General features: G+C 74.6%; 21 protein-coding genes. 12 read left to right on the forward strand and 9 right to left on the reverse strand.

What is annotated here, in order from left to right; translation table 11 throughout:
* Positions 1 to 64 precede the first annotated feature (64 nt).
* The 3 genes from ACI79Y_RS15620 (at position 65) to ACI79Y_RS15630 (ending at position 2856) form a co-directional block, all read left to right on the forward strand.
* Positions 65 to 1681 (forward strand): peptide chain release factor 3, encoded by a 1617-nt coding sequence (locus ACI79Y_RS15620; RefSeq protein WP_457159364.1) that lies wholly within the window; start codon positions 65 to 67, stop codon positions 1679 to 1681.
* A gap of 402 nt (positions 1682 to 2083) precedes the next feature.
* On the forward strand, positions 2084 to 2524 hold the full coding sequence (locus ACI79Y_RS15625) for a hypothetical protein (RefSeq protein ID WP_457159365.1): 441 nt from the start codon (positions 2084 to 2086) through the stop codon (positions 2522 to 2524).
* 128 nt (positions 2525 to 2652) lie between these two features.
* Positions 2653 to 2856, forward strand: a complete 204-nt coding sequence (locus tag ACI79Y_RS15630; RefSeq protein ID WP_153356009.1) for a cold-shock protein — start codon at positions 2653 to 2655, stop codon at positions 2854 to 2856.
* Positions 2857 to 3062: 206 nt separating this feature from the next.
* Here the strand turns inward: ACI79Y_RS15630 and ACI79Y_RS15635 are convergent, their stop codons facing one another.
* Positions 3063 to 3530, reverse strand: coding sequence for a hypothetical protein (locus tag ACI79Y_RS15635; RefSeq protein ID WP_457159366.1), 468 nt, complete (start codon positions 3528 to 3530; stop codon positions 3063 to 3065).
* Positions 3531 to 3619: 89 nt separating this feature from the next.
* Here ACI79Y_RS15635 and msrB point away from each other — a divergent pair, with 89 nt between their 5' ends.
* Positions 3620 to 4060: a peptide-methionine (R)-S-oxide reductase MsrB gene (gene msrB / locus ACI79Y_RS15640; protein ID WP_457159367.1), complete on the forward strand. Its 441-nt coding sequence runs from the start codon at positions 3620 to 3622 to the stop codon at positions 4058 to 4060.
* Positions 4061 to 4129: 69 nt separating this feature from the next.
* Here the strand turns inward: msrB and ACI79Y_RS15645 are convergent, their stop codons facing one another.
* The gene (locus ACI79Y_RS15645) at positions 4130 to 4783 is read right to left on the reverse strand and encodes a hypothetical protein (protein ID WP_457159368.1); all 654 of its coding nucleotides are present in this window, start codon (positions 4781 to 4783) and stop codon (positions 4130 to 4132) included.
* Between the two features lie 177 nt (positions 4784 to 4960).
* Between ACI79Y_RS15645 and ACI79Y_RS15650 the strand changes: the two genes are divergently transcribed.
* Positions 4961 to 7132, forward strand: a complete 2172-nt coding sequence (locus ACI79Y_RS15650; protein WP_457159369.1) for a histidine kinase — start codon at positions 4961 to 4963, stop codon at positions 7130 to 7132.
* A complete protein-coding gene (locus ACI79Y_RS15655; RefSeq protein WP_457159370.1) occupies positions 7125 to 7790 on the forward strand; it encodes a response regulator in 666 nt (221 codons plus the stop codon). Before ACI79Y_RS15650 ends, ACI79Y_RS15655 begins: the two co-directional genes overlap by 8 nt.
* A 100-nt stretch (positions 7791 to 7890) precedes the next feature.
* On the opposite strand, the gene hemQ is transcribed toward ACI79Y_RS15655, so the two are convergent.
* A complete protein-coding gene (gene hemQ, locus ACI79Y_RS15660) occupies positions 7891 to 8604 on the reverse strand; it encodes a hydrogen peroxide-dependent heme synthase (protein ID WP_457159371.1) in 714 nt (237 codons plus the stop codon).
* Between the two features lie 158 nt (positions 8605 to 8762).
* On the opposite strand from hemQ, the gene ACI79Y_RS15665 reads away from it, so the two are divergent.
* Positions 8763 to 9233: a Dps family protein gene (locus ACI79Y_RS15665; RefSeq protein WP_457141468.1), complete on the forward strand. Its 471-nt coding sequence runs from the start codon at positions 8763 to 8765 to the stop codon at positions 9231 to 9233.
* An 81-nt stretch (positions 9234 to 9314) separates the two neighbouring features.
* On the opposite strand, the gene hemG is transcribed toward ACI79Y_RS15665, so the two are convergent.
* Complete coding sequence (hemG, locus tag ACI79Y_RS15670; protein WP_457159372.1) at positions 9315 to 10679, reverse strand: protoporphyrinogen oxidase; 1365 nt, start codon at positions 10677 to 10679, stop codon at positions 9315 to 9317.
* Positions 10676 to 11722, reverse strand: coding sequence for a uroporphyrinogen decarboxylase (gene hemE / locus ACI79Y_RS15675; RefSeq protein WP_457159373.1), 1047 nt, complete (start codon positions 11720 to 11722; stop codon positions 10676 to 10678). The genes hemG and hemE overlap by 4 nt, the downstream gene beginning before the upstream one ends.
* A gap of 128 nt (positions 11723 to 11850) precedes the next feature.
* On the opposite strand from hemE, the gene ACI79Y_RS15680 reads away from it, so the two are divergent.
* The 3 genes from ACI79Y_RS15680 to ACI79Y_RS15690 all read left to right on the forward strand — a co-directional run bounded on the left by ACI79Y_RS15680 (position 11851) and on the right by ACI79Y_RS15690 (position 14610).
* Positions 11851 to 12477 carry a DUF3000 domain-containing protein gene (locus ACI79Y_RS15680; RefSeq protein WP_457159374.1) on the forward strand — a complete coding sequence of 209 codons (627 nt, stop codon included), beginning with the start codon at positions 11851 to 11853 and terminating at the stop codon, positions 12475 to 12477.
* Between the two features lie 127 nt (positions 12478 to 12604).
* Positions 12605 to 13315 carry a LuxR C-terminal-related transcriptional regulator gene (locus ACI79Y_RS15685; protein WP_457159375.1) on the forward strand — a complete coding sequence of 237 codons (711 nt, stop codon included), beginning with the start codon at positions 12605 to 12607 and terminating at the stop codon, positions 13313 to 13315.
* Between the two features lie 56 nt (positions 13316 to 13371).
* The gene (locus ACI79Y_RS15690) at positions 13372 to 14610 is read left to right on the forward strand and encodes an HRDC domain-containing protein (RefSeq protein WP_457159376.1); all 1239 of its coding nucleotides are present in this window, start codon (positions 13372 to 13374) and stop codon (positions 14608 to 14610) included.
* A gap of 22 nt (positions 14611 to 14632) precedes the next feature.
* On the opposite strand, the gene ACI79Y_RS15695 is transcribed toward ACI79Y_RS15690, so the two are convergent.
* The 4 genes from ACI79Y_RS15695 to ACI79Y_RS15710 all read right to left on the reverse strand — a co-directional run bounded on the left by ACI79Y_RS15695 (position 14633) and on the right by ACI79Y_RS15710 (position 18863).
* Entirely contained in the window at positions 14633 to 15478 is an 846-nt protein-coding gene (locus tag ACI79Y_RS15695; RefSeq protein WP_457159377.1) for a hypothetical protein, read from the reverse strand.
* Positions 15479 to 15620: 142 nt separating this feature from the next.
* Entirely contained in the window at positions 15621 to 16910 is a 1290-nt protein-coding gene (locus ACI79Y_RS15700; RefSeq protein ID WP_457159378.1) for a sugar ABC transporter permease, read from the reverse strand.
* A gap of 1 nt (position 16911) precedes the next feature.
* The gene (locus tag ACI79Y_RS15705; RefSeq protein ID WP_457159379.1) at positions 16912 to 17706 is read right to left on the reverse strand and encodes an ATP-binding cassette domain-containing protein; all 795 of its coding nucleotides are present in this window, start codon (positions 17704 to 17706) and stop codon (positions 16912 to 16914) included.
* Positions 17707 to 17777: 71 nt separating this feature from the next.
* A complete protein-coding gene (locus ACI79Y_RS15710; protein WP_457159380.1) occupies positions 17778 to 18863 on the reverse strand; it encodes a sugar ABC transporter substrate-binding protein in 1086 nt (361 codons plus the stop codon).
* Between the two features lie 252 nt (positions 18864 to 19115).
* Between ACI79Y_RS15710 and ACI79Y_RS15715 the strand changes: the two genes are divergently transcribed.
* Together ACI79Y_RS15715 and ACI79Y_RS15720 are read left to right on the forward strand one after the other, a co-directional pair.
* Positions 19116 to 20354 (forward strand): thiolase family protein, encoded by a 1239-nt coding sequence (locus tag ACI79Y_RS15715; protein WP_457159381.1) that lies wholly within the window; start codon positions 19116 to 19118, stop codon positions 20352 to 20354.
* Positions 20351 to 22429, forward strand: a complete 2079-nt coding sequence (locus ACI79Y_RS15720; protein ID WP_457159382.1) for a 3-hydroxyacyl-CoA dehydrogenase NAD-binding domain-containing protein — start codon at positions 20351 to 20353, stop codon at positions 22427 to 22429. Before ACI79Y_RS15715 ends, ACI79Y_RS15720 begins: the two co-directional genes overlap by 4 nt.
* The last annotated feature ends 127 nt before the right edge of the window (positions 22430 to 22556 follow it).

Genomic DNA, 22556 nt, shown 5'->3' on the forward strand with positions numbered 1-22556 from the left:
ACCATCGAGGGCACCGGCGCACGTCCTCCCTGGCCGACGCATGCCCGGTGAGGAGGAGTGCAGCGTGAGTGAGCAGGCAGTGCTGGAGCAGGCAGTCCTCGAGCAGGCGAAGCGCCGGCGGACGTTCGCGGTGATCAGCCACCCGGACGCCGGGAAGTCGACGCTGACCGAGGCGCTGGCGCTGCACGCCCGGGTGATCGGGCAGGCCGGCGCGGTGCACGGCAAGGCCGGCCGGCGGGGCACGGTGTCGGACTGGATGGACATGGAGCGCGACCGCGGCATCTCCATCACCTCCGCGGCCCTGCAGTTCGAGTACGGCCCGGCCGGCGGGGAGAAGGCGGTCGTCAACCTGCTGGACACCCCCGGCCACGCCGACTTCTCCGAGGACACCTACCGGGTGCTCACCGCCGTCGACGCCGCGGTGATGCTCATCGACGCCGCCAAGGGCCTCGAGGCGCAGACGATGAAGCTGTTCGCCGTCTGCAAGCACCGCGGCATCCCGGTGATCACCGTGGTCAACAAGTGGGACCGCCCCGGCATGGACGCCCTCGCCCTGATGGACGAGATCGCCGACCGCACCGGCCTCACCCCCACCCCGCTGACCTGGCCGGTGGGGATCGCCGGGGACTTCCGCGGCGTGCTGGACCGCCGCGACGGCAGCTACCGGCACTTCACCCGCACCGCCGGCGGCGCCACCATCGCCCCCGAGCAGGTGTTCCCCGCCGACGAGGCGCTGGCCCGCGAGGGCGACGCCTGGGTGACCGCGGTCGAGGAGTCCGAGCTGCTGGCCGAGACCGGCCAGGTCCACGACCAGGAGCTGTTCCTGGCCCACGCCACCACCCCGGTGCTCTTCGCCTCCGCCGTCTCCAACTTCGGCGTCGGCCAGCTCCTCGACGTGCTGGTGACGATGGCACCGGCACCGGCCGACCGGCCAGACGCCGAGGGCAAGCCACACCCGGTCGACGCACCGTTCAGCGGCTTCGTCTTCAAGGTGCAGGCCGGCATGGACACCGGCCACCGCGACCGGCTGGCCTACATCCGGGTCTGCTCCGGGGTGTTCGAGCGCGGCATGGTGGTCACCAACGCGCGCACCGGCCGCCCGTTCGCCACCAAGTACGCCCAGCAGGTCCTCGGCCGCGAACGGGAGACGATCGAGACCGCCTACCCCGGCGACGTCGTCGGCCTGGTCAACGCCGCCGCCCTGGGCATCGGCGACACCCTCTACGCCGACCACCCGGTCAGCTACCCGCCGGTGACCACCTTCGCGCCGGAGCACTTCGCGGTGGTCCGGGCCGCCGACACCAGCAAGTACAAGCAGTTCCGCAAGGGCATCGACACCCTCGGCGGCGAGGGCGTGGTGCAGGTGCTGGTCTCCGAGCGCCGCGGTGACGGCGCCCCGGTGTTCGCGGTCGTCGGACCGATGCAGTTCGAGGTGGCCGCGCACCGGATGGAGCACGAGTTCGGCGCCCGCATCTCCCTGGAGCCGCTGCCCTACCAGATCGCCCGGATCACCGATGCCGCGTCCGCCCCCGAGCTGGCCAAGGCCCGCGACGTCGAGGTCATGCAGCGCGCCGACGGTGAGCTGCTGGCGCTGTTCACGAACAAGTGGGCACTGGGGGTGCTGGAGCGGAACAACCCGCACCTGACGCTGACCCCGATGGTCGCCGCGCAGCTGAGCTGACCGTCCGCCGCCCGGCAGCGAGCCGGCTGCCGGCGTTGGCGCCGACGATCGCGGGGATGCCCAGCCACGCGTCCCAGCTCAGCGCCTGACCCAGCCCGACCAGCGCGGCGAGCACCGGGTGGACGCTCGTGAACCGGCCGTAGGCGCTGGTCGGCAACCCGGCGCAGCGCGGCCACGTCGACCACGAGCGGCACCGCCGAGGCCAGCAGCCCGGCGGTGACCGCGCAGCCGAGCGCGACCGACGTCGGCGGGTGCTGCGCCAGGGCGACCACCCCGATCGGCACGAACACTGCGGCCTCACCCCTTCGGGTGGTCCCGGCGCCCGAGCGTGCCCCGCGGCCTCTCCCTCGGTACCCCAGCTGTCGTTGAGCTGGAGTCAGTTCCGACGACAGGAGTGCAGGGATGCGGGCCTCGTTCTTGGTGTACGGCGTGCTGTACGTCGTCATCGAGATCATCGGGCACCAGTTGGAGAGCGTCGGCTGGCCCGAGCTGAGCCCGCTGGACGTCGCGGCCGCGGTCACCGACGCGATGCTCGCCGTCGCCGTGCTCGTCGCCGTGCTGGTCGCCCTGGACGTGCTCGGACACCGCTGGCGCCGCTGGGTCCGCACCTACCGCGAGGAGCAGGCCCGGCTCGCCCAGGAGCTGTGGGCCGCCGAGCAGGAGCCCATCGAGGTGCAGTCGTGGCGGCCGGCACGCTGGGCGCTGCCCGCCGCCGGACCGGCCCTGCCCTGGTCGCCCGGCGACCGCCCGGAGGACGCGGCACCGCGGTCCCCGGTCAACGCCTACGCCCCCGCCAGCGGCACCGCGCGCGCCTTCCCCGAGGACGACGGCCGGCTGCTCTGACCACCGTGTCGGTGCAAGATCTGTCCCTGATCCCCCACGGAGGCGCTGGAGCCGCTAGGGTTCTGTCTGTCGGGAAGGCCCTGCGCACTGGCAGGACCCCGATGCACCACCGCAGCTAGGAGCGAGCAATGCCCGAAGGAACAGTGAAGTGGTTCAACGCCGAGAAGGGGTTCGGCTTCGCCACCCCTGACGGGGGCGGCCCGGACGTCTTCGTCCACTACTCGGCCATCCAGTCCAGCGGGTACCGCTCGCTCGACGAGGGTCAGCGCATCTCGTTCGACGTCGAGCAGGGCCAGAAGGGCCCGCAGGCGGCGAACGTCAACCCGCTCTGATCTCCTCAGAGCTGGGCTGATCGCGGCCCCAGGAAGACCTGCAGCGCCCCCACCCGGTACGCCGGGTGGGGGCGCTGTCTTCGTTCCGGCGTCCTCCACCCGAGGCCCCGCCCCGCCGTTGTGCACTCGTCGTCAGTCCGGCCATCCGAGACCGGCGACGAGTGCACAACGGACGGCGGCCCGGCGAGGCTCAGCGCACGGGGAGCTCAGCGGGCGCGCGGGACGTAGCCGCCGATGAGCGCCGACATCAGCAGGGCGCCGTCGTGCGGGCCCACCGCGGCCGCGGCGTCGGCGAAGGCACGCCAGCGGTCGCGCTCGACGTCGCTGAGCGCGTTCGCCGCCCGGACCTCCAGCTGCTCCAGCAGCCGCTCCCACTCCCCCTGCGGCGTCGGCCACAGACCGGCCAGCCGGCGCGCCTCCGCGGAGGCGGAGGTGAACCGGACGACGTCCCCGGCGTGGTTGGTCAGCGCCACGACGTAGCCGGCCGCGACGAGGGCGTTGGCCGCCGACACCACCTGCGGCTTCGGCAGCCCGCTGGCCGGGACCACCGCGCCGAGGTAGGGGGCGCTGCCGTGCGGCGGTTCGTCGAGCAGCCGCACGATCGCCCGCAGCACCGGCAGGTCGCGGGTGAACCACACGTCGGACAGGGGCTGCTGGGGATCGGGTGCGGTCACCGGACCAGTGTCCGCCGTCCCGGCCGGGCGCGGGGCACCCGGGTCATTCGGCGGGGTGGCCGGTGGCACGCCCGCCGTACCGTGGACCCATGACCACATCCGCCTCCCAGCCGACCACACCCGCCGCCCAGCCCCGGGTCGTCAAGAGCGACGAGGAGTGGCGCGCCCAGCTGTCGCCGGAGGAGTACGCCGTCCTGCGCCAGGCGGGCACCGAGCGGCCGGGGACCGGTGAGTACGTCGACACCACGACCGTCGGCACGTACTCCTGCCGGGCCTGTGGCGCCGAGCTGTTCACCTCGCAGACGAAGTTCGACTCGCACTGCGGCTGGCCGTCGTTCTACGCGCCGTCCGCCGCGGACAACGTCGTCCTCCGCCAGGACACCAGCTACGGCATGGTGCGCACCGAGGTGCTCTGCGGCAGCTGCCACAGCCACCTGGGCCACGTCTTCGAGGACACCCCGCAGACCCCCACCGGCGACCGCTACTGCATCAACTCGGTCAGCATCCGGCTGCACCCCGCCGAGGGCTGACCCCGCACCACGCGAACAGCACCCCCGCCCGGGAGCACGGGGCGGGGGTGCTGTCGCGTCGGAGCCGGGTCAGTCGCCGGCCCCGGTCAGCTCCGGCCGGCGGGCCAGGACGACGCCCAGGGCGGCGTACCCCAGGACCAGGTGCGCGGCCGCGACCGGGCCGGCCACGTCGGGCAGCGCGGCGCTGACCGGGATGACCACCGGCGCCCAGCTCTCCGCCCCGAGCGGCCAGAACCGCGCCGCCCCCCGCCACCGGCCGGCGATGGCGATCCGGATCCCGATGGCGAACATGCCGATCATCGACAGCGGCCAGCAGGAGTCCAGCAGCAGGAACCAGGTCGTCTCGCGCTGGGCCTCCGAGGTGACCATCCAGGTCACCGTGGACGCGATCGCCAGCACGAGCAGCACGTGCTCGGCGTGCAGCAGGCCGCGGGCCAGGCGACCGGTTCCGATGGCGCCGGTGCGCAGCTGGACGGTCACCAGGGCGACCAGGCCCAGCTGGAACGCCAGCGACGACAGGTCGTAGGTGACGCCCTGCCAGCCGTCGACCGGGGTGAGCCCGAAGGCCAGGATCCCCCCGGCCCAGGCCGCGGAGCCGGCAGCGACCCCCGCCCCGGCCCTTCGGACCATCCGTGCGGACGGCGTCGACGGCGGCGGCGTGGTCGTTCGGTCGAAGCCGGGCACGTCGGTGCGGGCGGGGGCGGGGTTGGTGCTCAGCGACATCGGGGGTCCTCTGTGGTCCGGGCGGTGCCCAGTGCACCGCGACGGGAGGAACCGTCGCGGGACGGCGTCCCGGGCGCCCAGAGCGCAGCGCCCCGTTCCCGGTCCCGTTCACCGTCCCGGATCCACCGGGACGCCTGCCTCTCCCCGCCGGGACGCCGGACCGGCGATGATCCGCGGGTGCACAGCCAGACCACCACGGACGCCGGTGCACGGGCGTCCGGCCGGGCCCCGGCACCGGCCTCCGCGGTGCCCACCGCCGAGCCGGACGCCGCGGCGGGGCACCGGCGCACCGAGCCGACGTGGGTGCACGTCGTCGCGTGGACGGTCCCGGCGATCTGCCTGCTGGCCATGGCCGGCGCGGTCGGGCTGGACCTCGTCACCCCGCCCGCGGCCCGGGCCGCGACGGAGAACGGGCTCGGCTGGCTGGTCGGGCTCCCGGGCGCGCTCCTGGCCGTTCCCGCCCACGTGCTGCTGCGCCGGGCACACCGGAACCCGCTGTCCTGGGTGCTCGCCGCCACCGCGCTGCTGTGGGCCGTCGACGGGTTGGCCGGCTCCTGGCTGACCTGGGCGCTCTGGCACGACCCGGTGCTGCCACTGGCCACGGCCGCCTTCTGGGTGGTCCAACGGCTGGGGGCGTCGCTGCTGCTGGGTCTGCCCCTGCTGCTGCTCCTCTACCCCGACGGGCAGCTCCCCCGCGGCGGGTGGCGGGTGGTGTCGGTGGTCAGCCTGGCGCTGACGTCGCTGCTGCCGCTGCTGCTGCTCGTGGTGCCCGCGGAGATCGCCGACGCCCGCGCGGGCACGTCGCTGCCGCCGGCGTACCACCGCATCGACGTCGACCCGACGAGCCTGCCCCTGCCGGCCGAGCTCGTGCTGCCCCTGCTGCACCTGGCCTTCCCGGCCGCGCTGCTGGGTGTCGTGGTGCCGCTGCTGGTGGTCCTGGGCCGGCACCGGCGGGCCCACGGCGAGCGACGCCGGCAGATGCGGTGGCTGGTGTGGGCCGGCGTCGTCGACCTGCTGGTGATGCTCGCGACGTTGCTGACGCCGGGCGACGCCGCCTCCCTGGGCCTGTCCCTGGCAGTGGGGCTCACCGGACTGGCCGTCACCGTGGGCATCGTCCGGCCGCGGGCGGTCGACATCGACCGGCTGCTCGGCGGGACGCTGGTGTACGGCGGGCTCGCGGTCGCCGTCGTCCTGCTGGACCTGGCCGTCGTCGCGACCACCGGGGCGCTGCTGGGCGACCGGCTGGAGCAGCGCGACGTGGCGCTGCTGGCGCTCCTGCTGGTGACCGCCGTCTACGTGCCCCTGCGGGCCCAGCTCTGGCGGGTCGTGCGCCGCTGGGTGCTGGGTGACCGGGAGGACCCCTACCGGGTGGTCTCCGGCCTCGCCGAGCAGCTGGAACGCTCCACCGACGCCGGTGAGCAACTGCTGACCGTCGCCCGGACGGTGGCGGAGGCCTTCCGCTCCCCCTACGTCGGTGTGGCGGTCGACCACGCCGAGGGCGACCAGTTGGTCGCCGAGCACGGCACCCGGCCGGCCGAGGTGCAGTCGCTGCCGATCTCCTTCCGTGGCCAGCAGGTGGGCCACCTCCTCCTCCCCCGCGCCGGCCTCCACGCCTCCCTGCTCGGGCGGGACGAACGACTGCTGGCCGACGTCGTCCGGCAGGCCGCGGCAGCTGCCCGGTCGAGCGCGCTCGCGGTCGAGCTGCAGGCCAGCCGGGAGCAGCTGGTGACCGCGCGGGAGGAGGAGCGCCGGCGCCTGCGACGGGACCTCCACGACGGTCTCGGCCCCAGCCTGGGGGCCGTCGTGCTCCGCATCGACACCGCCCGGAACCTGGCCGGGTCCCGGCCCGAGGAGGCCGACCGGGTGCTCCGGCAGGCGCGCGAGGAGGTGGCCGCCGCCCTCGCGGACGTGCGCCGGCTGGTGCACGACCTGCGCCCGCCCGCGCTGGACGACCTCGGCCTCGTCGGCGCGGTCCGGCAGCAGGCGGAGCGGCTCCTCGCCCCGCGCGTGGCCGTCACGGTGACCGCCGGCCGCGAGGTCGACCAGTTGCCCGCGGCGGTCGAGGTGGCCGCCTACCGGATCGCGTCGGAAGCGCTGGCGAACGTGGCCCGGCACGCCCACGCCGACCACTGCCGCGTCGAGCTCGACCGGGTCGACGGCGCGCTGGTGGTCAGCGTGACCGACGACGGGCGCGGGATCGGCCCCGACGCCCCGGCCGGGGTGGGGCTGGCGTCACTGCGCGAGCGGGCCGCGGAACTGGGCGGCTGGGGAACCGTCGGGTGCCCGGCGGAGGGTGGGACCCAGGTGCGGGCGGTCCTGCCCGTGGCGGGAAGGAGCGCTGGTGGCTGATCCGGTCGTCGACGAGGAGCCGCTGCGGGTGGTGGTCGCCGACGACCACCCGGTCTACCGGGAGGGGCTGGCCGCGCTGCTCTCGTCCGTGCCGGGCATCGCCGTGGTGGGCACGGCGGCCGACGGCGCGGAGGCGGTGACCCTGGCCCGCCAGGAGCAGCCGGACGTGGTGGTGATGGACGTGCAGATGCCCGGGCTGGACGGGATCGAGGCCACCCGGCGGGTCACCGCGGAGCAGCCGTCGGTCGGCGTCGTCGTGCTCACGATGAGCGAGGACGACGGCACCGTGTTCGCCGCCGTCCGGGCCGGCGCCCGCGGCTACCTGCTCAAGGGCGCCGACCAGGAGGAGGTGGTCCGGGCCATCACCACGGTGGCGGCGGGCGGCGCGGTGTTCGGTGCCGCCCTGGCCCGGCGGATCGCCGAGTTCTTCACCGCCGGCCCGGCCGGCCCGGCCACCGCCTTCCCGCAGCTGACCGCCCGGGAGCGCGAGGTGCTGGACCTGGTCGCCGCCGGCCGGTCGAACGCCCAGATCGCCGCCGCGCTGTACCTGTCGCCGAAGACGGTGCGCAACAACGTCTCCAACGTGCTCAGCAAGCTCCAGGTGGCCGACCGGGCCGAGGCGATCGTCCGCGCCCGCGACGCGGGCCTGGGGCGGTGAGCCGCAGGACCCGGACCAGCCACCGCCCGGGCCGGGGACGATCCGCCGCCCCGGCCGGGCACGGGAGGCGGCTGCGGCGCGATCCGCCAGGACCGCCGTGTCAGGGCAGGTCGGCGATGAGCTCCGCGACCGCCTTGCGGGTGCCGGTGTAGAAGGGCACCTCCTCCCGCACGTGCCGGCGGGCGGCGCTGGCCCGCAGGGCGCGCATCAGGTCGACGATCCGGTGGAGCTCGTCGGCCTCGAAGGCGAGGAGCCACTCGTAGTCGCCCAGGGCGAAGGAGGAGACGGTGTTGGCGCGGACGTCCGGGAACGGGCGGGCCTGCATGCCGTGCTCGTGCAGCATCTCCCGGCGCTCGTCCTCGGGCAGCAGGTACCACTCGTAGGAGCGCACGAACGGGTAGACGCAGATGAAGTGCCGCGGTTCCTCGTCGTTGAGGAACGCCGGCACGTGGCTGCGGTTGAACTCGGCCGGGCGGTGCATGCCCATCTGCGACCAGACCGGCTCCATCTGGCGGCCGAGCGCCGTGCGGCGGAACCGGGTGTAGGCCTCCTGCAGCGCCTCCGGGTCGCCGGCGTGCCACCAGATCATCAGGTCGGCGTCGGCGCGCAGCCCGGCGACGTCGTAGGTGCCGCGGACGACGACGTCCTTGCCGGCGAGCTCCTCGAACAGCCCGCTGACCTCGTCGGCCAGCGCAGTGCGCTGCTCGTCGGCCAGCGGTCGGACCAGCTTGAACACCGACCACATCGTGTACCGGGTCAGTGCGTTGATCTCCTCGGCACTGCGGGTGCCCGCCTGCTGCTCGTCCGCGCTCATGCGCCCATTGTCGCCCCGCCCGCAGCGGACCGGTCAGGGACCTTGGTCGATCATGATCGTGAAGCTCGACACGGGTGGTTTCTCCCGGCGGGCGGGAAGGGTAGCGACTGCTCGGATCTTGTACCGGCTGCACCGTCAGCCCGATTCGAGGAGGACAGATGGCCGTCATCAAGAGCCCGTTGCCCGAGGACGTGCAGAAGGTCACCGGCGAGGCGCTGCAGGGCGCCGTCGTCGACCTGATCGACCTGAGCCTGGTCGCCAAGCAGGTGCACTGGACGCTGGTGGGCCGCAACTTCCGCAGCATCCACCTGCAGCTGGACGACGTCGTCGCCACCGCCCGCGAGTACCAGGACACCGCGGCCGAGCGGGCCGCCGCGATCGGCGTGCTGCCCGACGGCCGCACCGAGGCGCTGCGCGCCACCGCGCTCCCCCAGCCGCCGGTGGCCTGGATCCACGCCGACGACGCCATCCGCTACTTCGTCGAGGTGTTCGAGGTCGTCGTCGCGCGGATGCGCGAGCGGATCGAGGCGACCGAGGACGACGAGGTGAGCCAGGACCTGATGATCGAGATCACCGGTGCGCTCGAGAAGCACTGGTGGATGTGGCAGGCCGAGGCCGCCCAGGACTGACCTGCACAACGGCTGGGGTCCGCGCGACCCCGCAGCGCCCCGGAGGCCGGTTCCCCACGTGGGGAGCCGGCCTCCGGCGGTTCAGGCGATGGCGGCGACCGCGCGGCGGGCGTCGCGGATGCAGGCCGGCACACCCACCCCCTCGTAGGCGGCACCGGCGACGGCGAGCCCGGGCACGGCGGCGACCGCCGACCGGATCGCGGCGACCCGGCCGGGGTGGCCGACCAGGTACTGCGGCAGCCCGTCGACCCAGCGCACCAGGTGCGTGTCGACCGGCTCGGGCCGGGCCAGCTCCAGCAGCTCGGCGACGTCGGCCACCACCGCGGCGGTCAGCTCGGCGTCGTCGCGCTGCAGGTCGGCGTCGTTCCCGAAGCGGCCCACCGAGGAGCGGACGCGGAGCACCCCGCCGTCGGAGAGGTGCGGCCACTTCGCGGAGGAGACGGTGACGCCCTTGACCAGCCGGCCGGTCAGCGGCGGCACCAGCAGCCCGGACCCGGCCGGCAGGTCCTGCGCCGGGAAGGCCATCGCCACCACGGCCATCGACGCGTAGGGGATGCCGCGCAGCGGCTCCACCGCGTCGGGCGCGACGTCGGCGAGCAGCGCGGCGGTCGGCCCGGCCGGGGTGGCCAGCACGACGGCGTCGGCGGCGAGCACCTCACCGCCGGCCAGCTCGATCTCGAAGCCCCCGGCACGGCGCCGCAGCCGATCGGCCCGCGTGCCGAGCCGGACGTCGGCGCCGCTGGCCGCGACCAGGGCGGCGGGGAGCGAGCCGATCCCGGGCGCCACGGTCACGAACACCGGGCCGTCGACGTCGCCGCGGCTGCGGGCACCGGCGTCCCGGGCGGCGGTGGCCGCGCCGAGCACGGAGGTGGACCCCCGGAGGTGGGCGGCCAGCCCGGGCATCGTGGCGTCCAGGGAGAGCTCGTCGGGCCGGCCGGCGTAGACCCCGCCGAGCAGCGGCTCGACCAGCCGGTCGACGACCTCGTCGCCGAGCCGTTCGCGCAGCAGCCGGCCGACCGCGACGTCGCCGTCGAGGTGCAGCGGCGGCAGGTCGGCCTCCGCGGCCACCCGGGCCACCCCGGCCGGGGTCAGCACGCCGGCCAGCCCCTCGGCGGAGGTGGGCACGCCCTGCACGGTGCCCGCGGGCAGGCCGAAGCGCCCCTCGGGCAGCACGATCGACGCCTGCGTGGTCCGCGGCTCGACGAGCTGGTCGCCCAGGCCGAGCGCCTCGACCAGCTCGACCGCCTCCGGCACCCGGGCGAGCATCGCCTCGGGGCCGGTGTCGTACCACTGCCCGGCCAGCTCGACCCGGTCCAGCTTGCCGCCGAGCCGCCGGTCGGCCTCGAGCACCACGATCTCGTCGTCCGCATGGGTCTGGCGCCACTCCCAGGCCGCGGCGAGGCCGGTGAGCCCGCCGCCGACGACGACCAGCCGGTGGCTGCTCATCTCGCGGAGAGCTCGTGCACCAGTTCGACCACCCGGGTCAGCGCATCGGGGTCGGTCTCGGGGAGCACACCGTGGCCCAGGTTGAAGACGTGGCCGCGGGCGGCACGCCCCTGGTCGACGACCCGGCGCACCTCGCGCTCCAGCGTCTCCCGGTCGGCCAGCAGCACCGCGGGGTCGAGGTTGCCCTGCAGCGAGTACCCCGGCCCCACCCGGCGGGCGGCCTCGTCCAGCGGCACCCGCCAGTCGACCCCGACGACGTCCGCGCCGGCGTCGCCGATCAGCGGCAGCAGCTCCCCGGTGCCCACGCCGAAGTGGACCTTGGGCACGTCCCGGTCACCCAGGCCGTCGAACACCGCGCGCGAGTGCGGCAGCACGCGGGTGCCGTAGTCGACGGCGGACAGCACCCCGGCCCAGGAGTCGAACAGCTGGACGGCGCTGGCGCCGTTGTCGACCTGCACCCGCAGGAAGGTCGCCGCGCTCACCGCGAGCCGCTCCAGCAGGCGCTGCCACGCGGCCGGCTCGGCGTACATGAAGGCCTTGGTGCGGGCGTGCTCCTTGGAGGGGCCGCCCTCGATCAGGTAGGTGGCCAGCGTGAACGGCGCACCGGCGAAGCCGATCAGTGGCGTGCTGCCGAGCTCGGCGACGAGCCGGCGGACAGCGGTGGCGAGGAACTCCAGGCGCTCGGGCTCGAGCGCCGGCAGCGCGTCGACGTCGGCGACGGTGCGGATCGGCTGCGCCACCACCGGCCCGATCCCGGGCTTGATCTCGATGTCCACCCCGGCCACGACCAGCGGCAGCACGATGTCGGAGAAGAGGATCGCCGCGTCGACCCCGTGCCGGCGCACCGGCTGCAGGGTGATCTCGGTGACCAGGTCGGGGTCCTGGCAGGCGGCCAGCATCGCGGTGCCCGCCCGCAGCGCCCGGTACTCGGGCAGCGAGCGGCCCGCCTGCCGCATGAACCACACCGGGGTGCGTGAGACCGGCAGCCCCCGTGCAGCGCGGACCAGATCGGAGTCGGCGGCCGGTGCCGCTGGGATGCCCACGGCTGCCGATCCTCCCAGACGCGGCGGCGACCGCTCCCCCGCCTCCGGGAGCCGGTGGTGAGGTCACGGGTGGGTCGCGCCGCGCGTCGGGGGCTCCCGGACCACCGTCCGGCACCTACCCTGCGGGCGTGGTTCAGCAGCGCACGCGCGCGGAGCAGGGGCGGCAGCCCGAGGAGGCCCCGGAGCGCCCGCCGGAGTTCGAGGCCGCGCTCGCTGCCCTGGCCACCGTCCGCCCCCGCCCGGAGGTGGAGCTGGAGCACATCCCGGCACCGCAACGGCTGGCGCCGTTCGCCGCCGCGATCGGCGCCCGGGTGGCCTCGCCCGGCGACCCCGACGACGACCTGGCCAGCGGCCGGTTCATCGTGCTGTTCGACCCCGAGGGCCACGAGGCCTGGGCGGGCACCACCCGCTGCGTCGGTTTCGTCTCGGCGCTCACCGACGAGCACCTGGTCGACGACGCGATGTTCTCCGACGTCGCCTGGAGCTGGCTGACCGACGCGCTGGCCGACTCCGGCGCCCGGCACCACTCGGTGGGCGGCACCGTCACCCGCACCGCCTCGACCCGGTTCGGCTCCATCGCCGCGCCGGAGCACTCCGTCGAGGTGGAGATCCGCGCCTCGTGGACGGCCGAGGACACCGACCTGGACCGCCACCTCGCCGCCTGGCTGGAGGTGCTGGGCGACGCCGCCGGACTGCCGCCGGTGGGCATCCACCTGCTGGGTGCGAACGGGCGGACCGGCGACGACCGCGCCTAGACTCTCCGGTGTACTCCACTCGGCGTAACGGTTGCGCCGCCGAGTGATCGGACACGCCGGACCGAGGACCGGCCTGGTCGCCAACTGCGTCCGGGCCACCTGCGGCCGGCCCACGGCGGGAGGGTCGATGGGGGCAGGTGCGGGATGGCCCGACGGCGCCCTCTTCGGTCCGCACGCCGGCGCGCTCGTCGTCGACCCCTCCCCCTTGCTCCGGGAGGCGCTGGTCGGACGGCTGCGGGCGCTCGGTGCCCGGGAGGTCGAGGAGGCCGCCTCACTCGAGGAGGCGCGGGTGCGGGCGCACGTCTCCGGCCCGCGGGCACTCTGCGTGCTGGAGGTCGACCTGCCCGAGACCGGGCCGGAGACCGCCGGCCGCGGCGGTGACCCGGGGCGGGGGCTGGAGCTGCTCCCCACCCTGCGCACCGAGGGCTGGCCGGTGACCGTGGTGCTCACCGCCGTCACCGACCCGGCGGTGGTGCGCACCGCCTTCCTGGCCGGCGTCCAGGGGTACGTGCTGAAGACCAGCCCGCTGGCCGTGCTCACCGACGGGCTGCGCACCGCGCTGTCCGGCGAGGTGTACGCCGACCCGGGGATCGCCAGCAGCCTGGCCCAGGGGCTCACCCAGAGCGGCGTCGAGGAGGCCGTCGGGGAGCTCTCCCCGCGCGAGCGGGACATCCTGCGGCTGGTGGCCGACGGGCACACGAACAAGGAGATCGGCGAGAAGGTGGACCTGTCCGCACTGACCGTGAAGAGCCACCTGGCGCGCATCGCGCGCAAGCTGGGCACCGGCGACCGGGCGCACATGGTGGCGCTCGGCATCCGTTCGGGGGTCATCAACTGAGCACCGACCCGGGCGCCCAGCTGCCCACCGAGTCCACCGCGCCCACCGACGCGACCGTGCCCACCGACGCAACCGTGGAGCCCGCCGTCGACGAGGGCCCGCCCGCGATCCCGCTGCTGGCCCCGCGCGACGGGCTGCCCCCGGTCGTCGAGACCTCGACGGCGCTGGTCGCCTACGCCGATGCGCTGGCCGCCGGCACCGGGCCGGTCGCCGTCGACGCCGAGCGGGCGTCGGGCTACCGCTACGGGCAGCGGGCCTACCTCGTGCAGCTGCGCCGCGAGGGCGCCGGCACCGGCCTGATCGACCCGGTGCCGCTGCCCGACCTCTCGGTGCTGCAGGCCGCGATCGCCGACGCCGAGTGGGTGCTGCACGCCGCCAACCAGGACCTCCCGTCGCTGGCGGAGATCGGGCTGGTCCCGGCCCGGCTGTTCGACACCGAGCTGGCCGCCCGGCTGGCCGGCCTGCCCCGCGTGGGGCTGGGCGCCGTGGTCGAGTCGCTGCTGGGCTTCCGGCTGGAGAAGGGTCACTCGGCGGCCGACTGGAGCACCCGCCCGCTGCCCGAGGACTGGCTGGTCTACGCCGCGCTGGACGTCGAGGTGCTGGTCGACCTGCGCGACGCGCTGGCCGCTCTGCTCGAGGAGCAGGGCAAGACCGAGTGGGCCCGGCAGGAGTTCGAGGCGATCCTCGCCGCCGGCCCGCCCGCGCCGAAGGCCGACCCCTGGCGGCGCACGTCGGGCATGCACGGCTTGCGCAGCCGGCGGCAGCTGGGGATGCTCCGGTCGCTGTGGCAGGCCCGCGACGACCTGGCCCGCCGCCGCGACGTCGCCCCCGGCCGGGTGCTGCCCGACGCGGCGATGGTCTCCGCGGTGCAGGCCGACCCGAAGAGCGAAGGTGCCCTGCTGGAGCTGCCGGTGTTCCGCGGCCGGGCCAACCGCAAGCTGGTGGGCACCTGGTTCGGGGCGCTGACCCGAGGGCGCGAGCTGCCGGAGGACGAGCTGCCGCTGCACAGCCGCCCCGGCGAGGGGCCGCCGCCGGTGAACCGCTGGGCCGACCGCGACCCCGCTGCCGCCGCCCGGCTCAAGGCCGCGCGGGCCGGGCTCGCGCAGGTCTCCGAGCAGTGGTCGGTGCCGGTGGAGAACATCCTCTCCCCCGACCTCGTCCGGCGGCTCATGTGGGCCCCGCCGTCTCCGGCCGACGCCGACTCGGTCGCCGCCGCGCTGCGCGCCGGTGGTGCCCGCGAGTGGCAGGTCGGGCTGACCCGGGACCTGCTCACCGAGGCCATCGCCCAGGGCTGAGTCCCCGGTCGAGCGGCCGGGCTCAGCCCCTCGCGGGGTCGGCCAGCCTGGTCCGCAGCTCGCGGACCAGGCGGCGGGGGTCGTCGGCGAAGAGCGCGACGGCCTCCGCCGGCACGGCCTGCCCGTCGAGGTCGACCGCCGCTCCGGGGCGCAGGGCCAGCCGGACGCTGGTCTCCTCCATGACGCTCAGGGCGACCAGCCCGGCGGCGACCTCCAGGGTCCGCTTCGCCCCGTCGGTGGCGACGACCCGGGCCTCGGTGACGTCGGCGAGCCGGACCCGGACCGTCCGCAGCTGCCCGAACCGCAGGGTCAGCACGTCGGTGCCCAGGGTGTGCGGGCTCTGCCGCAGCGACAGCGTGAACCCGATCAGCCAGACCATCCCCCACACCGCGAGTGCGAACACCACCCAGCGCACGGTGGGCCAGGGCAGCAGCAGGTGGACCACACCGATCTCCACCGGGGTGAGCCCGATGACCGTGCCGAGCATCACCCCGATCCGGGACGTGTAGGTGAACGCCTCCTCCCCCGGCCGAACCACGGTGTGCCGGCGGACCGCCCAGCCCAGCGCCCGGAGCACGCCCAGCTCGGAGCGGACCAGCCGGTACACCGGCCGCGGCAGCGCCGCATCGGCTCCGGCCAGCACCGCCGTCCCCCGGCCGGCCCCGGTCACCCGGGTCCGGCGGTAGGCCCCCCGGAACAGCGCCAGCTCGGCGAGGAACACCCCGGCGACGAGCACCTCGAGGACGACGGCGACGACGACCGCGGTCCGGACGGGCAGCACGCCGGCGACCACGAGCCCGGCCTCGACCAGCGGGACGCCCACGGCCAGCCAGGGCACCACGCGCCGCAGCACCTGCCTGGAACCCATCGCCACCCCCGCGCCGGTGCCGACACCGTAGCGGCCGGATCCGTCCCGTGGGGCGACTCGGGAGTGGGGGCGTCCCACGACGGAGGGGCGGCCACCGGGATGCCCGGTGACCGCCCCTCGTGTGCCGTGGAGGGGTGGAGGGCTAACTTCGCCCGGCGGCCGCGCGGCGGCGGGCCAGGGCGTCCACGGAGGCGGCGAGCAGGAGCACGCCGCCGGTGATGATGTAGTTCAGGTACGCCGACACCTGCAGCAGCCCGAGGCCGTTGTCGATGATCGCGATCACCAGACCACCGAGCACCGCGTCGCGGACCCGACCCCGGCCACCGAAGAGGCTGGTGCCACCGATGACCGCCGCACCCACCGCGTACAGCAGGGTGTTGCCGGCACCGGAGCCGGGCGTCACCGAGCTCAGCCGGGCCGCCGCCACCAGGCCGCTCACCGCGGCCATCGACGAGGACAGCACGAACACCATGACCCGGATCCGGACGACGTTGATGCCGGCCCGGCGCGCGGCCTCCTTGTTGCCACCGACCGCGTACACGTGCCGGCCGAAGGTCGTCCGGCCCAGCAGGAAGGTCAGCGCCAGGAGCAGGACCACGACGACCGGGATGGCGTACGGGATGCCCTTGAGGTCCACCGCGGCCGACAGCGCACGGTCTGCGTTGAGGATCCAGGTGAGCACCACGACGATCACCGCGATCAGCGCGATCCGGCCCAGCACGATGCCCAGCGGCTGGCTGGCCAGCCCCTTGCTGCGCTGCGCCCGCCAGCGGTTCAGCGTGAGCGCGGCGTAGAGCACGGTCACCGCGGCGGCCAGCAGCCAGCCGATCCCGACCGGGATGTAGCTGTTGGTCAGGGCCCGGATGACGTCGTCCCGGATCGGCACCGTGCCGCCCTGACCGATGATGCGCAGGGTGACGCCCTGGAAGGCGAGGAACAGCGCCAGGGTGACGACGAACGACGGGATGCCGATCATCGCCACCAGGGTGCCGGTGAACATGCCGATCACCGCACCGGTGACCAGCGCCGCCAGCACCGCGACGTACCAGGGCACCCCCACCTCGGCGAGCAGCTGGGCCAGCACGGCGGCCGCCACCCCGCTGACCACACCGGCGGACAGGTCGATGTCGCCCAGCAGGAGGACCCAGACCAGGCCCATCGCCAGCAGGGTGATCGGTGCGGCCTGGACCAGCAGGTTGGTGATGTTCAGCGGCGTCAGGAACGTCTCGGGCCGCAGGGCGAAGAACAGCAGGGTGAGCACGACGATGCCCAGCACCGCCGGCAGCGCGCCGAGGTCGCCGCCGCGGACGCGGTCGACGTACCCGCGGACGACGCCACCCACGGTGTCCTGCGTGCGGTCGCCGTCGAACCCGGACGGCGCCGACGCGCCGGGCTCGACGTCGCTGGTGGGAACGGTGGTGTCGCTCGCCATGTCAGGCCCCCTCGAAGACGGACTGGTCCAGGCCCAGGTCGCCGGACCGGCCGGAGGTGATGAGCTCGATGACCTGCGTCCGGTCGACCCGGTCGAGCGGGACGTCGGCCGCCATCCGGCCCAGGTAGAGCGCGGCGACGCGGTCGCTCACCTCGAAGACGTCGACCATGTTGTGGGTGATGAACAGGACGGCGTGACCGGTGTCGGCGAGCCGCCGGACCAGGTCCAGCACCTGCCGGGTCTGCGCGACACCGAGCGCGGCGGTCGGCTCGTCGAGGATGACGACCTTCGACTCCCACAGCACCGCCTTGGCGATCGCCACGGTCTGCCGCTGGCCGCCGGAGAGGCTGGAGACGAGCTGGCGGACCGACTTCAGGGTGCGCACCGACAGCGTGGTGAGCGTGTCCTTGGCGGCCTGCTCCATCGACGCCTCGTCCAGCACGATCCCCTTCTTCCGCTCGCGGCCGAGGAACATGTTCTGCACGACGTCGAGGTTGTCGGCGAGCGCGAGGTCCTGGTAGACGACCTCGATGCCCAGGTGCGCGGCGTCCCGCGGGCCGGCGATCTGCACCTGCTCGCCGTCGAACCAGAACTCCCCGCTGTCGATCGGGTGGATGCCGGCGATGGACTTGATCAACGTGCTCTTGCCGGCGCCGTTGTCACCGACCAGCGCGGTGACCTGACCGGGGAACACCTTCAGGTCGACCCCGTGGAGGACCTGGTTGGCGCCGAAGCTCTTGGTCACCCCGCGCAGTTCGAGGATCGGGGAGCCGTCCTCGGACGTCGGAACGGACATGCGTGGTCCTCCCTGGGAACACGGCTGCGGGGCGCCCCCCGCGAACGGAGGGCGCCCCGGGACGGATGGGGTTACTGGATGCCGAGCTCGGCGCAGGCGGCGGCGTACTCGCCGGAGCACAGGTCCTCAGGGCTGACCTGGCCGTCCTCCACCACCCGGCTGACGTTGTCCCGGGTGATCGAGACCGGGTCCAGCAGCACCGACGGCACCGTGCGGTCACCCTCGGTGTCCTCGGACTCCCCGTTGATGATCTCCGGGTCCTCCTCGCCGTTGATCAGCGCGATCGCCAGCTCGGCGAGCGCGTTGGCCTCCTCGGCGGCCGGCTTGTAGACGGTCATGCACTGCCGGTTGGCCAGGATGTTCTGCAGCCCCTCCAGCGAGGCGTCCTGCCCGGTCACCGGCACCTGGCCGGCCTGGTTGTTCCGCGCCAGCACCTGGATGGCGGCGTTGGCCAGGGTGTCGTTGGCGGCCAGCACGCCCTGGATGTCGCCGCCCTGCTGGGTGTAGATCTGCTCGAAGATCGTCAGCGCCTGCTCCGGCTCCCAGCCGGGGACGGGCTGCTCGGCCACCTGGGTGTACTGGCTCATCGGGTCGAGCACCTCGTGCGCCCCGTTGGCGAACAGCGTGGCGTTGCTGTCGTCGGGCGAGCCGTTGAGGAAGGCGATGTTCGCCGGCTCCGGACCGAGGCAGTCGGCCAGCCCCTGCCCCTGCAGCCGGCCGACCTCGGTGTTGTCGAAGGAGACGTAGTACTCCGCCGAGCCACCGAGGGTGAGGCGGTCGTAGTCGATCGTCGCCACGCCCTGCTGGGCCGCCTGGTCCTGGATCTGCGCACCGGAGGCGTTGTCCAGGTTGACGATCGCCAGCACGGTCACCCCGGAGGTGATCATCTGGTTGGCGATCGTCTGCATGCGCTGGGCGTCACCCTGCGCGTTCTGGATGTCGGCCTCGATGCCGGCCTCCTCGAACGCCGCCTGCAGCAGCGGTCGGTCGAAGGACTCCCAGCGGGGCGAGGACTCCGTGTCGGGGAGGATGACGCCGACCCTGCCCTCGGCCTGACCGCCGCCGTTGTCACCGCCGCCACCACCGGTGCCGCCGCCGTCGTCGCCGCCACCGCACGCGGCGAGGGGGAACACGAGGGCCGCTGCCAGAGCAGTCATCAGGGTGCGCCGTCGCGCCATGAAGGTTCCTGCCTTTTCGTCGAGGTTCCGGAAAGTGCCGTGGGGGATCGTGCGCTCCCTCACATGTGGTGGCAAGCACACCGTGGGACCGTTGCCGGACCGTGATCCAGAACTCCGGCGACCCGATCACCCCGACGGGGGTGGCACTCGCGCTGCTGGTTACCAGTGGGTAACTTCGGCGGCGGCCGGTTCGCCACCCGATCCGGCGTCCGGACTCGACGCGGAGGTCCTGTGTCCACCCCCCAGCAACGGTCACGCTCCCTGCGGGAGGTCGTCTTCGTCGACGGCGTGCGCACGCCCTTCGGCAAGGCCGGCCCGACGGGCATCTACGCCGAGACGCGGGCCGACGACCTGGTCGTGCGCTGCATCCGTGAGCTGATGCGCCGCAACCCGGCCCTGCCCGCCGAGCGGGTCGACGAGGTGGCGATCGCCGCCACCACCCAGATCGGCGACCAGGGGCTGACCATCGGGCGCACCGCCGCCCTGCTGGCCGGGCTGCCGACGAGCGTCCCCGGCTACGCGATCGACCGGATGTGCGCCGGCGCGATGACCGCCGTGACCACCACGGCATCGGGCATCGCCTTCGGCGCCTACGACGTCGCCATCGCCGGCGGCGTCGAGCACATGGGCCACCACCCGATGGGCGAGGGCGTCGACCCGAACCCGCGCTTCGTCAGCGAGCAGATCGTCGACGGGTCCGCGCTGGTGATGGGCGCGACCGCGGAGAACCTGCACGACCGCTTCCCGCACCTGACCAGGGAGCGGGCCGACGCCTTCGCCGTCGCCAGCCAGCAGAAGCACGCCGCGGCCGTGGCCGCGGGCCGGATCGGCCCCGACCTGGTGCCCGTGGCGACCCGGTCGGCCGAGGCCGGCTGGGGGCTGGCCACGGTCGACGAGCCGCCGCGACCGGGCACCACGGTCGAGGCCCTGGCCGAGCTGAGGACGCCGTTCCGCCCGCACGGTCACGTCACCGCCGGCAACGCCGCCGGGCTGAACGACGGCGCCACCGGGTGCCTGCTCGCCGCCGAGGACGTCGCCTCCGAGCTGGGCCTGCAGGTGGGCATGCGGCTGGTCGGGTACGCCTTCGCCGGGGTCGAGCCCGAGGTGATGGGCGTCGGCCCGGTCCCCGCCACGGAGAAGGCGCTCGCCCGCGCCGGGCTGACCATCGACGACATCGGCCTCTTCGAGCTCAACGAGGCCTTCGCCGTGCAGGTGCTGGCGTTCCTCGACCACTTCGGCATCGCCGACGACGACGAGCGGGTCAACCCCTGGGGCGGGGCGATCGCGGTGGGCCACCCGCTGGCCTCCTCCGGGGTGCGGCTGATGACCCAGCTGTCCCGGCAGTTCGCCGAGCGGCCCGACGTCCGCTACGGCCTCACCGCCATGTGCATCGGCATCGGCATGGGCGGCAGCGTCATCTGGGAGAACCCGAACTGGTCCGGGGCGGACACCGAGGGAGCACAGGCGTGAGCGAGCAGTTCGCCGACGAGGTCGTCACCCGGGCGCTGGTCCGGTACCTGCGGGTACCGGGGCTGACCGGCGAGGTCGCGCTGATCACCCTGGACAACGGGCACGACCACACCCGCCCGTCGACGTTCGGCCCCGGCGGGCTGGCCTCGCTGGACGCCGCGCTGGACGAGATCGCCGCGCACTCCCCCGCCCCGGCGGCGATCGCCGTCACCGGCAAGCCGTTCGTCTTCGCCGTCGGCGCGGACCTCTCCGGCGTTCCGGGGATCACCTCCGCCGGGCAGGCCCGGGAGATCGCCGAGACCGGTCACCGGGTGTTCCGCCGGCTGAAGGACTCGGCGATCCCGACGTTCGCCTTCGTCAACGGCGCGGCGCTCGGCGGCGGGCTGGAGCTGGCGCTGCACTGCGCCCACCGCACGATCGCCTCGACCGCCGTCGTCGCCTTCCCCGAGGTCTTCCTCGGGCTGGTGCCCGGTTGGGGCGGCACCCAGCTGCTGCCCCAGCTGACCGGCATCGACGCCGCGGTCACGGTGATCGTGGAGAACGCGCTGGCGCAGAACAAGGTCACGCCGGGGCCGGAGGCGGCGAAGCTCGGCATCGCCGACGCGGTGTTCGAGCCGGCCGACTTCCTGGAGCGCTCGCTGGAGTGGGCGGCCGGCGTGGTCAGGGGGGACGTCGAGGTGCGCCGTTCCGAGGTCGACCGGTCGGCCTGGGACGGCGCCATCGCCCGGGCCCGGCAGATCGTCGCCGCCCGCACCCGCGACGCCTCCCCCGGCGCGCTGCGCGCGATCGAGCTGCTCGACCTGGCCCGGGCCGGTGATGCCGGCTTCACCGCCGGCACCGCGGCCGAGGACGACGCGCTGACCGACCTGCTGATGAGCGACGAGCTGCGCGCCGGCCTCTACTCCTTCGACCTGGTCAACCGGCGGGCCAAGCGGCCGGCGGGGGCACCGGACAAGGCGCTGGCCCGGAAGGTCACCAAGGTCGGCGTCGTGGGCGCGGGGCTGATGGCCTCACAGCTGGCGCTGCTGTTCGTCCGCCGGCTGGAGGTGCCGGTCGTGCTGACCGACGTCGACCAGGCGCGGGTCGACAAGGGCGTCGGCTACGTGCACGGCGAGCTGCAGAAGCTGGCCGAGCGCGGCCGGCTCTCCCCCGACGCGCTCAACCGGCTCACCGGCCTGGTCACCGGGGCGCTGGACAAGGCCGCCTTCGCCGACGCCGACCTGGTGATCGAGGCGGTCTTCGAGGAGCTGTCGGTCAAGCAGCAGGTCTTCGCCGAGGTCGAGGCCGTGGTGGCGCCCGAGTGCGTACTGGCCACCAACACCTCGGCGCTGTCGGTGACCGAGATGGCGGCGCAGCTGCAGCACCCCGAGCGCGTGGTGGGGCTGCACTTCTTCAACCCGGTCGCCGTGCTGCCGCTGCTGGAGGTGGTGCGCGCCGAGCGCACCGACGACGCGACGCTGGCCACCGCGTTCGCCGTCGGCAAGCAGCTCAGGAAGTCCTGCGTGCTGGTCGCGGACGCCCCGGCGTTCGTGGTCAACCGGCTGCTGACCCGCTTCCTCGGCGAGGTCATCGCTGCGGTCGACGCCGGCACGCCGGTCGACGTGGCGGAGAGGGCGCTGGAGCCGCTGGGCCTGCCGATGACCCCGTTCGAGCTGCTGTCGCTGGTCGGCCCGCCGGTGGCGCTGCACGTGGCCGAGCGGATGCACGAGGCGTTCCCGGACCGGTTCGGGGTGGGTGCGGGGCTGCGGCGGATGGTCGAGCTGGGCAAGACCTCGGTCTTCTCCGTGCCCGGCGTGGTCGACCCGGAGCTGGGCGGGATCGACGCCGGCGACTCCCCGCTCACCGCCGGGCAGCTCCGTGACCGGGCCGAGCGGGCGCTGGCCGAGGAGATCCGGCTGATGCTCGACGAGGGCGTCGTCCAGGCGGTGCAGGACATCGACCTGTGCATGATCCTCGGCGCCGGCTGGCCCTTCTGGCTGGGCGGCATCTCCGCGCACCTGGACCGCGCCGGCGTCTCGGAGGCGGTCACCGGCCGGCGATTCCTCCCCCGCGGCGTCGCCTCCCTCCCCGCCTGATCCCCGCCCCGGGATCAGGTGACCTGATCGTGGGGGGGGGGGGGGGGGGGCCCCCCCCGCCGGCCCCCCGCCCCCCCGGGGCCGCCGGGGCGCCCGGGCGTGCGGGGCGCGGGGGGCGGTGCGCGGC

The sequence above is a fragment of the Modestobacter sp. SYSU DS0875 genome (assembly GCF_054050915.1).

Bases quoted from the DNA above. Each gene is read 5' to 3' on its own strand.
- ACI79Y_RS15625 (WP_457159365.1), top strand. From the start codon at position 2,084: ATGCGGGCCTCGTTCTTGGTGTACGGCGTGCTGTACGTCGTCATCGAG.
- ACI79Y_RS15630 (WP_153356009.1), top strand. From the start codon at position 2,653: ATGCCCGAAGGAACAGTGAAGTGGTTCAACGCCGAGAAGGGGTTCGGC.
- msrB (WP_457159367.1), top strand. From the start codon at position 3,620: ATGACCACATCCGCCTCCCAGCCGACCACACCCGCCGCCCAGCCCCGG.
- ACI79Y_RS15645 (WP_457159368.1), bottom strand. From the start codon at position 4,783: ATGTCGCTGAGCACCAACCCCGCCCCCGCCCGCACCGACGTGCCCGGC.
- hemQ (WP_457159371.1), bottom strand. From the start codon at position 8,604: ATGAGCGCGGACGAGCAGCAGGCGGGCACCCGCAGTGCCGAGGAGATC.
- ACI79Y_RS15665 (WP_457141468.1), top strand. From the start codon at position 8,763: ATGGCCGTCATCAAGAGCCCGTTGCCCGAGGACGTGCAGAAGGTCACC.
- hemG (WP_457159372.1), bottom strand. From the start codon at position 10,679: ATGAGCAGCCACCGGCTGGTCGTCGTCGGCGGCGGGCTCACCGGCCTC.
- ACI79Y_RS15685 (WP_457159375.1), top strand. From the start codon at position 12,605: ATGGGGGCAGGTGCGGGATGGCCCGACGGCGCCCTCTTCGGTCCGCAC.
- ACI79Y_RS15695 (WP_457159377.1), bottom strand. From the start codon at position 15,478: ATGGGTTCCAGGCAGGTGCTGCGGCGCGTGGTGCCCTGGCTGGCCGTG.
- ACI79Y_RS15700 (WP_457159378.1), bottom strand. From the start codon at position 16,910: ATGGCGAGCGACACCACCGTTCCCACCAGCGACGTCGAGCCCGGCGCG.
- ACI79Y_RS15705 (WP_457159379.1), bottom strand. From the start codon at position 17,706: ATGTCCGTTCCGACGTCCGAGGACGGCTCCCCGATCCTCGAACTGCGC.
- ACI79Y_RS15710 (WP_457159380.1), bottom strand. From the start codon at position 18,863: ATGACTGCTCTGGCAGCGGCCCTCGTGTTCCCCCTCGCCGCGTGCGGT.